13 protein-coding genes are annotated in these 11,652 nt (G+C 47.1%); 6 read left to right on the top strand and 7 right to left on the bottom strand.

Annotation, left to right across the window (positions count from 1 at the left end; genetic code table 11):
* Positions 1-9 precede the first annotated feature (9 nt).
* Genes IQ263_RS20480 through IQ263_RS28775 form a run of 3 tightly spaced genes read left to right on the top strand, consistent with a single transcriptional unit; the run spans position 10 to position 1,444 of the window.
* Complete coding sequence (locus tag IQ263_RS20480; RefSeq protein ID WP_194069765.1) at positions 10-402, top strand: carboxymuconolactone decarboxylase family protein; 393 nt, start codon at positions 10-12, stop codon at positions 400-402.
* 36 nt (positions 403-438) lie between these two features.
* The gene (locus IQ263_RS28770; protein WP_228050222.1) at positions 439-996 is read left to right on the top strand and encodes a 2-oxoglutarate and iron-dependent oxygenase domain-containing protein; all 558 of its coding nucleotides are present in this window, start codon (positions 439-441) and stop codon (positions 994-996) included.
* 40 nt (positions 997-1,036) lie between these two features.
* Positions 1,037-1,444, top strand: coding sequence for a 2OG-Fe(II) oxygenase family protein (locus IQ263_RS28775; RefSeq protein ID WP_339384906.1), 408 nt, complete (start codon positions 1,037-1,039; stop codon positions 1,442-1,444).
* Positions 1,445-1,470: 26 nt separating this feature from the next.
* Here the strand turns inward: IQ263_RS28775 and IQ263_RS20490 are convergent, their stop codons facing one another.
* Positions 1,471-2,757, bottom strand: a complete 1,287-nt coding sequence (locus IQ263_RS20490; protein WP_228050223.1) for a sulfonate ABC transporter substrate-binding protein — start codon at positions 2,755-2,757, stop codon at positions 1,471-1,473.
* Between the two features lie 218 nt (positions 2,758-2,975).
* Between IQ263_RS20490 and IQ263_RS20495 the strand changes: the two genes are divergently transcribed.
* On the top strand, positions 2,976-3,644 hold the full coding sequence (locus tag IQ263_RS20495) for a cadmium resistance transporter (RefSeq protein WP_194069767.1): 669 nt from the start codon (positions 2,976-2,978) through the stop codon (positions 3,642-3,644).
* A gap of 99 nt (positions 3,645-3,743) precedes the next feature.
* Positions 3,744-4,199: a 2OG-Fe(II) oxygenase family protein gene (locus tag IQ263_RS20500; protein WP_339384907.1), complete on the top strand. Its 456-nt coding sequence runs from the start codon at positions 3,744-3,746 to the stop codon at positions 4,197-4,199.
* A gap of 26 nt (positions 4,200-4,225) precedes the next feature.
* Here the strand turns inward: IQ263_RS20500 and IQ263_RS20505 are convergent, their stop codons facing one another.
* The 3 genes from IQ263_RS20505 to ssuE form a co-directional block, all read right to left on the bottom strand.
* Entirely contained in the window at positions 4,226-5,614 is a 1,389-nt protein-coding gene (locus IQ263_RS20505; RefSeq protein WP_228050224.1) for an FAD/NAD(P)-binding protein, read from the bottom strand.
* Positions 5,615-5,729: 115 nt separating this feature from the next.
* Positions 5,730-6,761: a sulfonate ABC transporter substrate-binding protein gene (locus tag IQ263_RS20510; RefSeq protein WP_194069769.1), complete on the bottom strand. Its 1,032-nt coding sequence runs from the start codon at positions 6,759-6,761 to the stop codon at positions 5,730-5,732.
* Positions 6,762-6,782: 21 nt separating this feature from the next.
* Positions 6,783-7,352: an NADPH-dependent FMN reductase gene (gene ssuE / locus IQ263_RS20515; RefSeq protein ID WP_194069771.1), complete on the bottom strand. Its 570-nt coding sequence runs from the start codon at positions 7,350-7,352 to the stop codon at positions 6,783-6,785.
* 543 nt (positions 7,353-7,895) lie between these two features.
* Here ssuE and IQ263_RS20520 point away from each other — a divergent pair.
* The gene (locus IQ263_RS20520) at positions 7,896-8,714 is read left to right on the top strand and encodes an ATP-binding cassette domain-containing protein (RefSeq protein WP_194069781.1); all 819 of its coding nucleotides are present in this window, start codon (positions 7,896-7,898) and stop codon (positions 8,712-8,714) included.
* A 97-nt stretch (positions 8,715-8,811) separates the two neighbouring features.
* Here the strand turns inward: IQ263_RS20520 and IQ263_RS20525 are convergent, their stop codons facing one another.
* The 3 genes from IQ263_RS20525 to IQ263_RS20535 form a co-directional block, all read right to left on the bottom strand.
* On the bottom strand, positions 8,812-9,321 hold the full coding sequence (locus IQ263_RS20525) for a GNAT family N-acetyltransferase (protein ID WP_194069782.1): 510 nt from the start codon (positions 9,319-9,321) through the stop codon (positions 8,812-8,814).
* Between the two features lie 274 nt (positions 9,322-9,595).
* Complete coding sequence (locus tag IQ263_RS20530) at positions 9,596-10,648, bottom strand: formylglycine-generating enzyme family protein (protein WP_228050225.1); 1,053 nt, start codon at positions 10,646-10,648, stop codon at positions 9,596-9,598.
* 110 nt (positions 10,649-10,758) lie between these two features.
* A complete protein-coding gene (locus IQ263_RS20535; RefSeq protein WP_228050226.1) occupies positions 10,759-11,517 on the bottom strand; it encodes a tetratricopeptide repeat protein in 759 nt (252 codons plus the stop codon).
* Positions 11,518-11,652: the final 135 nt, after the last annotated feature.

An 11,652-nucleotide genomic window follows, 5' to 3' on the forward strand; every position in this document is an offset into this window, starting at 1 on the left:
ATTGCAACTATGGGCCATTTGATTGAATACGAAGACGCAAATGATGAAGTACGCGCAGTGTATGACGACATTCGTGCGACACGCAAAATCGAGTACATCAACAACTTTTGGAAAGCGATCGCCAACCATCCGCCTACCCTGCAACGTACCTGGCAGAATGTGAAGGAGGTGATGACGGCTCCGGGAGAACTAGATCCCCTGACCCGCGAGTTAATCTACATTGCTGTCAGCGTTACAAATGGTTGCCCATACTGCATTTCATCTCATACAGCAGCAGGGCGAGCCAAGGGAATGGATGATGCCATATTTGGGGAACTGATGGCGATCGTGGCAACCGCCAACGCCACTAATCGACTAGCAAATGGCTATCAAATTCCGGTGGATGAACAATTCAAATTATAAAAGGCGTTCAATCTCAACTACTTATAATCCATCTCAATGGCAACTGAATTAACAGTAGATGTTTCTCAGATTCCCGTTATCGATATTAGTTCGCTGGTATCGGATAATCCCGTAGATACTGTTGCAAACCAAATCCGACAAGCTTGCCGCGACACAGGTTTTTTTTACATTGTCGAGCATGGTGTAGACCAAGGCTTGCAAAACCGTTTGGAGCAACTCAGTCGTCAGTTTTTTGCTCTAGATTTAGAAACCAAAATGCAAATTCGGATGGCGCTGGGAGGTCGGGCATGGCGCGGCTACTTTCCGGTTGGAGGTGAACTGACGAGTGGTAAACCAGATTTGAAAGAAGGAATTTATTTGGGATCGGAATTGAATCAAACTCATCCGGCTGTTCGATCGGGTGTTCCCATGCACGGAGCAAACCTGTTTCCAAATATTCCGCAGTTTCGCGAAACAATACTGGAATATCTAACAGTTATGACCCAACTGGGTCACGCATTAATGACTGGAATTGCCCTGAGTTTGAACGAAGACGCATCTTACTTTCGCGATCGCACTTGCGACCGATCCCCTGATTTTATTTCGCATCTTTAACTATCCATTCCTAAGCAATCCGCAAGGGCAATCCTGGGGAGTGGCTGAGCATACCGATTATGGTTTGCTAACGATTCTCAAGCAGGATGATTTAGGCGGGTTGCAAGTGAAGACACGATCGGGCTGGATTGATGCTGTGCCGATCGCCAACTCATTTGTTTGTAACATTGGCGATATGCTCGATCGCCTCACAGGTGGACTTTATCGCTCTACTCCTCATCGAGTCAAGAATGTGTCAGGACGATCTCGCCTCTCGTTTCCATTCTTCTTCGATCCCAATTTCAATGCTGAACTCCACCCGATCGAAATCAAGGGAGCGGTTGTCGATGACAACAAGAATGAACGTTGGGATAAAGCCAGCGTTCACGAGTTTCGCGGCACTTACGGCGATTATGTCCTCAACAAAGTTGCAAAGGTTTTTCCCCAATTGCGCCAGCAAGTTTTTTGACCAATTTTAGTGGTTGGAGTGTCAGATTAATAAGTCCAGTTTTGCCTGGTTTGCAAGCTATAGGTTCCATCTTTCACATTCACCCGCTCAGGAATCAGATTTAGATCTCTAAACATATTTGCCTGGTGCTGTAAGGCAGTGAGCGATTGGTCGTCGATCGGGATGATGGCGCGTTCGGCACTACGTTGCTGTAAAGTTTCTACGATCGATGGATCGATTTCATGATGCTCTGCCAATCGCTGAGCCGCTTCTAATTCTTGTCTCTTAGCCCAAGCTCCAGCTTCGTTTACTTCTTCTAAAATCACCTTGAGCAAGTCAGGATAGTCACGTACCAGCTCTGGAATCGCGTAGTAGTAGGTGGGAACTTCCACGGAAGCTTTGTCACCAAATATGCTATCTAGGTCTGCGATCGAGCGTCCTGGGTAAGCGCTTCGGGTCTGAGTTGTTGTGTAGGGAACCCAAACCACCCAAGCATCGATCTCACCCTGGCGAAATAGGGGCAGGGCTTCTGGCTGTGTTAGATAAACTGGCTCAATGTCGCTCAACTCCAGTCCTACTTTCGCCAGCGCTCGCACAAGCACATAATGTGCGCTTGAGCCTTTGTCAAAAGCTATCTTCTTACCTTTGAGGTCAAAAAGCGTCTGAATGGGGGAATCGGACGGTACCAGAATCGCTTGACCTTTGGGAGCGGTATATTTTTCTTTAGCCACCCGCACAAATACATGATCCGCTGCTTGAGAGAAGATGCTAGCCGTGCCACCGCCACCGCAGAAGTCAATCGTTCCGTTGCTTAGGGCCTCTATTAGAGAAGAGGCTGATAAAAAGCTTGACCAGGTGATACTCAGCCCGAATGGTTGCAAACGAGTTTCTAGCAAGCCTCGAGCGCGGAGAACTTCCAGATTTGTCATCCCCTCTGGATACCCAATTTTGAGTTGCTTGAGCCGCCGCGCTTGCTCAGCTAAGGGCGTGTTGCCAGAGTGAGCAGAACGGTTAGAAAACCAGCGATCCAAAACTAGACAGAAAATGATGCCTCCGGCAAACAGTCCCACGGTTTCCAGTACCCGAGTTGTTGAGTCTTTAGGTAGTGTGACTTGATTTACCTGATTTATGAGAGGGGAGAGTACATTGCCAGAGGCAGAAGCGGCAACAACAGGAGGCTCAAAAGCCAGAGTCAAGACCAAAACCGAGACAAGGCTGATAGAAAATAGACCGGCAAACCGATAGGCAAGGGATCTGCAAATGGTCGATCTGAGCGATCGTAAGATGTGGCGACCTGTGCCTCTAGGCAGATGGTCAATCAAAGGGCTAATCATAATGACTCTTTTAATAAACACAGGTGATGGATGCTGGATCAATTGAAGATGGGGGATCGAGTCAAAGCACCGCTTGATACATAAACTACCAGATTTGCTCGCTCGTTACACCCAAATAGGAGATACTCACATTATCCTATCGACATTGTGGTAATTTGTACAATGGTTGAGCGATCGCTCGTTTCGGCGATCGGATAGGTGTTGAGTGAGGAATGGTAATGGATTGGTTAATTGCAACAATTAAGATCGGGCTAGCTGCTGCTGTCGCAACAACGTTTGACGACAATATTTATCTGACTGCCTTCTTCAGTGAAGTTAATCGCACTTTTCGTCCTCAGCACGTTGTGGTTGGTGAGATTCTGGGGTTCACGGTATTGGTGATGGTAAGTTTAGTTGGTTTCTTAATGGGGCTAGTGATTCCGTCAACTTGGACTGGTCTACTGGGGATTCTGCCAATACTGATTGGCTTGAAAAATTTGATCGATCTTAATAAGGACGATTCAGCCGAAGATAAGTCAGCCAATCTGAAAAGAAACTCTAAATTTCGAGGATTTGATTCCAGAAAGCGAACTCTGTGGGATGTAATTCGCGATCCGCAGACCTATCGCGTCTCCTCGGTTACGATTGCTAATGGCGGCAACAATCTTGGGATCTATATCCCTTTGTTTGCGACTAGCTCAATCCAAAGTCTGTCCGTAATCATACCTATTTGCTATTTAATTGTTGGCTGCTGGCTGTGTATGTCCTATACTCTGACGCATTTACCTGGTATTGCTTTGGTACTCAGCCGTTATGCGAGTAAGTTCTTTCCCTTCGTGCTGATGTGGCTGGGTTTCAGAATTCTAATGGACAGCGAATCCTATCGTCTTTTTCTACCTAACACTTGACAGACAAAGGTATCCAAAAAATCATTGCCTTAAGTTTGAACGAAGACGCATCTTACTTCCGCGATCGCACTTGCGACCGATCCCCTGATTTTATTTCGCATCTTCAACTATCCATTCCTAAGCCATCCCCAAGGGCAATCCTGGGGAGTGGCTGAGCATACTGATTATGGTCTGCTCACGATTCTTAAACAGGATGATTTAGGCGGGTTGCAAGTGAAGACACGATCGGGCTGGATTGATGCTGTGCCGATCGCCAATTCATTTGTTTGTAACATTGGCGATATGCTCGATCGCCTCACAGGTGGACTTTATCGCTCTACTCCTCATCGAGTCAAGAATGTGTCAGGACGAGCTCGCCTCTGGTTTCCATTCTTCTTCGATCCCAATTTCAATGCTGAACTCCACCCGATCGAAATCAAAGGAGCGGTTGTCGATGACAACAAGAACGAACGTTGGGACAAAGCCAGCGTTCGCGAGTTTCGCGGCACTTACGGCGATTATGTCCTGAACAAAGTTGCAAAAATTTTTCCCCAATTGCGCCAGCAAGTTTTTTGACATACTCCCCGCACTGGCATTGGCGACTACAACACCGTCGCAGCGAATGCCCGTGCCTGATCGCGCAGTTCTGGGACAGCAATTGTTTCCCATAAATCACCTTTGCGCGGGGTACCCAAAGTATAGAGCAGACTTGAACGATTGCCCCGAGCATCTAATACGGCACCATCAGCGGCAGTATCCAATCCCAAACCGATGTCGTTGGGGCGGATCAACCCTTGGGCACGCAAATTGGCAATTAGAGATTGGGGCGATCGGCGATAATCTGTTTGTACCCCTGTGCAATTCACCGCACGGCTGACCTGCAAGACCCGATTCGTTTGCGTTTGGCGATCGCGAACGGTAACAGCCACCGCCGCCTCTGCCGCTTGATAGTCCTGAATGCGCCCTGCGGTAATTGTCAGTTGCCCTGAATCCAGCATTGACCGGACAACATCCCCCATTTCAGGAGCAATCCGATGCCGGTGCACATCCCAATAGGGAGTGGCATGGCGCAAAAACCGTCGCTGCTCCACCCGGCCGAGTTGTTGCCAGAGTTGCTGGGTGATGGGACGTAGGGAATCGATCGCCGATCGCCAGTCGTAACCCTGCTGGGCCGCCGTCTCCACCTCACTCCGAAGGCACCGCAGCAAGCCCCGAATCGTTTTGGGCGCAGTGTCTGGGGTCAAAAAGGCCGGGTAGGGTTTGGTCGAGCGATGGGTCAGTGGCAACAAGCCCCGGCGAGACACGGCGTAAATTTTGCCTTGATGGTGGCGCGAGTGGAGCGACACCACCATATCCATCATTGTCAGTCCAGTGCCAATCAGCAACACGGGCGCCTCAAGCTCAAGCCCTGCCAACGCCGAAGCTGACCAGGCATTGCGAAGGTAAGGGGTGTCATTGGTCTTAGTTTGCGATGCACTCGGAACTGCTGGCGCGTTTCCCACTGCCAGGACAATTTTGTCTGCCACGAAAGCACGGCCGCTCCGCAGGGAGACGATCGCACATGAGGCTTGTGGCTCCACTGCCACCACTTCATCGATCACCCGCTCCAACCGGACGTTACTCGGTGCCGCAGCGACCGCTTCCTCCAGAATCGACTGAATGTACAGCCCGTAGATCTGACGGGGAATGAAACTGCTGGCGTTCGGGTCATCGGGCAGGAATGCCGCCAATTCGCTGCGGTTATCTTGCAGCCAGCGCAGCAGATGACCGGGATCGTCGGAAAAGGCACTCATCTTGCCTGCGGATACATTCAGCAAATGGCTGGTGGTATCGGTGCTGTATGCAACTCCAGGGCCAATCTCGTGACTGCGATCGATCAGCTCGATCAGCAGGGGGCGGTCGGCAGTTTTCAACAGGTGAGCCGCTACGAGACAACCGCTAAAGCCAGCACCGACGATCGCGATCGTTGTTAGAGGATCGGAAGTCAGCATTTTAGGAACCCTATCAGCATCAAAAAGAATAGGAATGTATCTATTGTTAAGACATCGGATCTATGAAAAGATATCGCTGCCTCGGTCTCCAACACTTACCCACAAGCGGGGATTTTTAATTACCTGGTTTCCAAACTACTTCTTGAACTTTTAGCTGCTTGGGAATTAACCCGAGTTCAAAAAAAGTATCGGCAATTTCCTGTTGTTCGGCAACCATATCAGCTTGGATCGGTTCAAATCCATAACTCCGCCGTCGAGTTACTACATCTAAGATAGAAACATCAATTTTCAGAATGGGAGCAAGAATCTTGACTACTTCTTCGGGATTCGCATCAGCCCAGGTCGCTACTGCTTGAGTTTCTTCTCTAATTGCCTCAATGATTTTGGAATTAGACTGAGTAAATGAGCGATTAGCTAAGTAAAAATCTCGGTTAGCTGCGAGTCCTTTACTATCTTTAACAACACGAACATCTACTTGCGCTTGAGCTGCTGCATAAAACGGGTCCCAAATTACCCAAGCATCTACGTTACCTTGTTGGAAGGCAGCTCTGGCATCGGCTGGTGTCAGGTTGGCAGGCTCAATCTCAGTCCATTTTATCCCTGCGGATTTCAGTGCTTTTGCTAACAAGTAATTGGCGCTTGAACCTTTTGTAAAAGCTATTTTCTTACCTCGCAAATCTGCAAGGGTTTGAATTGGTGAATTAGCAGGAACTAAAATACCTGAACTGCGGTCTTTGGGGGCGCTACCGCCAATGTATAGCAGAGGTGCGTTAGCAGCCTGGGCAAAGACTGGAGGAGCGTCTCCGGTGCGCCCGATGTCTATGCTGCCGACGTTTAGTGCTTCCAGCATCGGGGGGCCTGACTGAAATTCTTTCCACTCAACGGATATGCCTAGAGGCTGCAAGCGTTTCTCTAACCCGCCTCTAGCTTTGACTAGCGTGAAGGGGTCGAATTTCTGATGGCCGATGCGGACTACCTGAGCTTGAGCTGCTGCGGGGGAAGCGACGGGGCTTGCAGAGCCCGTAGGGGTGGGAGTATTGCAGGAGGCGATCGCCCAATTTAAGCCGATCCCCAATATAAATAGCGCTGCTAGGGAAAGGTGCGATCGCCATAACTTAGTCAGAATTGAAATTACTCTTTTGAGCATAAACAATAATATTGTTCGTTGCTAATTTTCCGATCGAAGACTTCCCACTAATTCGGGTTTGCCACTGTGCAAGGTGCTGACAAACTCTTTTAACTGCGATCGCAATCTTTCTTCTGTTTCCTGTTCAAACTGTACGCTTGTTTCGTCGTAACTTTCGATCTGGGTGTCTAAAACATAGACACCAGACAAGATATGACTAGCGCCCAGTTCGGATAACACTGGTTTGAGGGCGTAGTTAATTGCTAATAAGTGACCCAGCGTACCTCCGGTGGCGATAGGGAGAATAACTTTGCCAGCTAAACTCTTTTGCGGTAGCAAATCTAAGTAAGCTTTGAGTACACCTGTGTAGGCTGCTTTGTAAACAGGTGTGGCGATGATTATGCCACTGGCTTCTACTACTAAATCATTGACTGCTTTCAAGTCTGGGTTCGCGAATTGTCCGTAAATTAATACCTCTGGCGGGAGATCGCGGACGTTGATAGATGCCGTACTTAATCCCTCTTTCTCGACTGCGCGGCGGGCGTATTCCAGCACGGCAAAGGAGCGGGATGGATGAGACGGGCTACCTGCGATCGCAACAACATTAGCCATTTAACTGTCCTCCTATTTTCGACTCATTTAAAAATTAGCCATTCACAGTATCGACCGCAAACTACTATAACTCGATAAATTTACAGTAATTTACTTGAATAGTAAGCTAGCACGGTCAATTTAAAAAAGCAAGTAAGTTGAGAGGTAAAGTTTGATAACCATTACACAATTTTTTGGCGATCGCGAATCTCGGCGGGAATCAAGTGTCAGGTTTTTTTCCCAAATACAGCATAATCCCACCGGACTCAAAAACAGAACCTTTACAGGAACAGGGTTTGCTTGTTCTTAACAATTATTTATCAAAGCCGCAGAAGTTGGGCGAAAAATTATCTTGCTTTTTGTAGATACCTATGCAATAATCTTGTTTAATCAAAAACTACTGTAATTTGACTGAGTTACCGTAGTTTAAATTTAGAAATGCTAATCTGCTATTCACCAGCACCGGTGAGTAGGAGATGAATTGGCATTTGCTCAACAGCCACCTTTGACAGCGAAAAAGGTTTTGAGCCTGTGGCATAGATCGCAATATAGAGGTTTTTTAGAATGGAATCAGCACTCTCAGGAATAGGTCTAGAATTAGTACAACTCCAGAAGTCATTTGGAAATATTAAAATTTTGCGGGATATCAACATAGAAATAAATCCCGGAGAATTTGTAGCAATTGTAGGTCGCAGCGGATGTGGCAAAAGTACCTTACTGCGCTTAATTGCCGGACTAGAAGTTCCCACTCAAGGCACTGTCTTTCTAGATGGAAAGTCATCCCGCAAACTCAACTCTAAAGTGACAATGATGTTTCAGGATGCACGGCTGCTACCTTGGCAAAAAGTGGTGGCAAATGTGAAATTAGGACTACTCACGGCCAAAGAAAACACGCACTACAAAGCGATGCAAGTCCTTGACGCGGTAGGGCTTGGCGATCGCGCCAACGATTGGCCGGCGGTACTCTCCGGCGGTCAAAAGCAGAGAGTTTCTTTAGCAAGAGCCCTCGCCTGCGAACCTCATTTACTGCTGCTTGATGAACCCCTCGGCGCGTTGGATGCTTTGACCCGCATTGAGATGCAGCAATTGTTAGAAAATTTGTGGCAAGAAAAAGGATTTACCGCGCTACTGATCACTCACGATGTAGAAGAAGCAGTGGTATTAGCTGACCGAGTTATTTTAATAGAAAATGGTCAGATTGCAATGGACTGTTCTATTGATATGCCGCGACCGAGGCAGAGAGGAAATGCTGTATTTGCTGCGAAAGTAGAGGCGATTTTGCAGCGCGTTATGGGTCAAAAAGAAAGTAGCAAAGATGCAGAGAAATTTGCCATAGGTAGGTACAAAAAACCCAACTATGTAAAGATAAGTAAATACGGATAACGGATCTACCAAGGTAACTCAGATATGGGCGCTCGTTTAAGAATATTTCTGACTCGCGAGCTCTTCCTCAGCGAATCCGATGCACCCGGATTTGATATCACTCGCAGATCCTAAATTCCGATCGATACTTCACCGTTCCGCTGCAATCCTGCAAAGCTCCAGTTTCTAACTCCAACACCATAAAAGCCTCATCGGGTACATCGTATTCACATTTCAAGCTCTTGCTACTAGCAGGAATGAACCCAAAACGCGGATAGAAATCTGGATCGCCCAGCACAACCACTGCCTGAAATCCCGATCGCGCGCACTCTTTTAAACCTTCCCGGATCAGCAGCTTTCCGATACCTTGCCGCTGATAGTCGGGAATAACTGCGACTGGCGCCAACCCCAGAATCGACAAATTGCTAGAACATTTTCCTTCGACGACAACCGGACTGAAGAAAAGATGTCCGACAATGCGATCGGATTGTACCGCAACGAAGGAAAATGTAGATGCAATTCCCCGCAGTCGATCGACTAAGTTGGCCTCATTTTCTCGCGCGAATGCCGCAATATTAATGTCGCGAATTCCCTCTATATCTTCTGGCTTTTCAGTACGAATATTCATAGCTTAGATGGGCAGGTAATATAACTTATTCAACAACACTCATATCCTCAACCTTTTGCTTCATCGATTTATGAAACTGCTCCCTCCTTAATGCAATATAGCGGTTTTATGAATGAAGTGAGGTGCGTTACCTGTAGGGTGCGTCGCTGTCAGATATTCAATGAAACTTGCAGATTGTAGAAGGCGACGCACCTTACCATAGCGGTTTTCAGGAAAGTGAGGTACGATCGCCCGGGCCAGGAGTACCTCCAGAAACCGGAGAAAAGCTATATTACTATAGGGAACACGCAACTCGAAACCCAGTGCCATGATATCTATAATTATCTCCAATCCAACTGCGACAGGCTGAACGGCAATCATCCTCGAAGTAATCAAATGAGCCACCTCTTATTACAATCAATCGCGCCTCTCCTTCATCTTCACTTAACCATGCGCTGCCATCGGTTGGTGCGCCTTCATAGTCATCATGCCACGCATCCTGACACAACTCGTAGACATTACCGTGCATATCATACAGTCCAAAAGCATTCGGAAAAAAACTACCCACAGGCTTTGTCTGTAAATACTGTATACCCTCTGGACTATAAGCAACAACGCATCCTTCTGCTGGCATGGGAGGACTTGGATATCTGTCATCATCAGTTTCATTCAAATCCAAATAATTAACAATTTTGGTATTAATATCTTTACCGAAGCTGAAGGGTGTATTAGTGCCAGCACGACAGGCATATTCCCATTCAGCTTCACTGGGTAATCGGTAATTTCTTCCTGTTGTCAGAGATAGTCTTCTGCAAAACTCGATCGCATCCGACCAAGAAACATTTTCCACTGGCAGATGTGAGCCTTGATTAGCAGATAAATTATGTTGCATTACATATTCCCATTGAGATTGAGTAATCTCAAATTTGCCAATATGAAATTCAGGAACGTTCACCAAATGTTGCGGATTCTCATGATAATAAATACTCTCATCATTGGAGGCACCCATCAAGAAATAACCGCTGGGAATATAAACCATCTCCAGCGTAGCTTTATTGCCTAATTCTTCGATAAAAAACCTGGCTTGTTGGCGTTCATTTCTAATTTCGTCATCCTCTAGTGTTATCGTGTCAAACTCAAACACACTGTATTGAAGTTCTCGTTGAATTGGTGTTATTGAGGATTTCAGCAGGGGAGGGTAAAGAAAATTTTGCATGGGTTTAATTACATTTTCCATGCGATCGACAGCAGCTTGAATAAGTGGTTCAATAGGATTGGCAAGACTACCATCTTTAATACTAGATTGAATGAGCGATTCGATACGGTCGGCGAGTTGCTGACCTTCCAAGCCTGATTGAATAAGTAATTGTATCTGCTCGGTAAGATAGGTATTTTACACAGCTTAGTCCTACTTAAATATCTGGTTTAACTTCTTTCAATCCGAGCGACTAACTCTCCTTATTGCGGCACAAGCTGACCGGAAGACAATCGCTTAATGCCCTCCATCGCTGTAGTTTCTCCAGCTTGGTCACCGCCCTCACGAGCAATTTTCAAAGCTCCCTCGTAGGATTCGAGAGCTTGAGCATATTGACCGAGACTTTCATGAATTGCGCCCATATTGTTAAGCAAGCGTCCGATACTTGTCTTGTCGCCGATTGCTTCTAACATCGGTATTGCTTGCTGAAAATAGATCAGGGCTTGAGTATCTTTGCCGAGTTTGCGAGAGGCAAGTGCCATGTTGTTGAGGAGGCGGCCGACGCCAGCCCTGTCTCCGATTTCCCGGCGAATTGCTAAAGCTTGGTGGTAAAATTCCATCGCTCTATTAAAGTCGCCGATGTTGTAGTAGACGCCGCCCATGTTATTGAGGGTACGGCCTAAATCGCGCCGATCGCCCGAAACATTGCGAATCGTGCGCGCTTGCTGGTAAAATGCGATCGCCTTGGCGTAATTGACCTGTTCTGCGTACACGGCCGCGATGTTGTGGAGAGATTCTCCAATTTCAATTTGGTCGTTGGCAGTTTTGGCAAGTTCCAAAGCTTCTTGATGCAGTTTCATCGCTTCGGAAAAATTGTCCGCAATCCGGTTAATGAAACCGATGAGATTGAGAGTGCGCGCGATACGACGCCCTCCGCTGATTTCTCGGTGAATGACTAAAGCTTGCTGCAGAACTTCCAAAGCTTTGGATCTCAAACCCATTTCGCCATAAGCTTCCCCCATATTGTTGAGGGGAAGAAACTGTAACTAAATTCTTAGACATCTATTGACATCCTTCCCGGATTGGGCAAGAATAATGGTGTAGTCTGTATCAGTTGAGTTGATGGAGAATACATCAGAAGTGACGGTCAGTATCGG

The sequence above is a fragment of the Tychonema sp. LEGE 06208 genome, assembly GCF_015207505.1.
Classification (GTDB): Bacteria; Cyanobacteriota; Cyanobacteriia; order Cyanobacteriales; family Microcoleaceae; genus Microcoleus.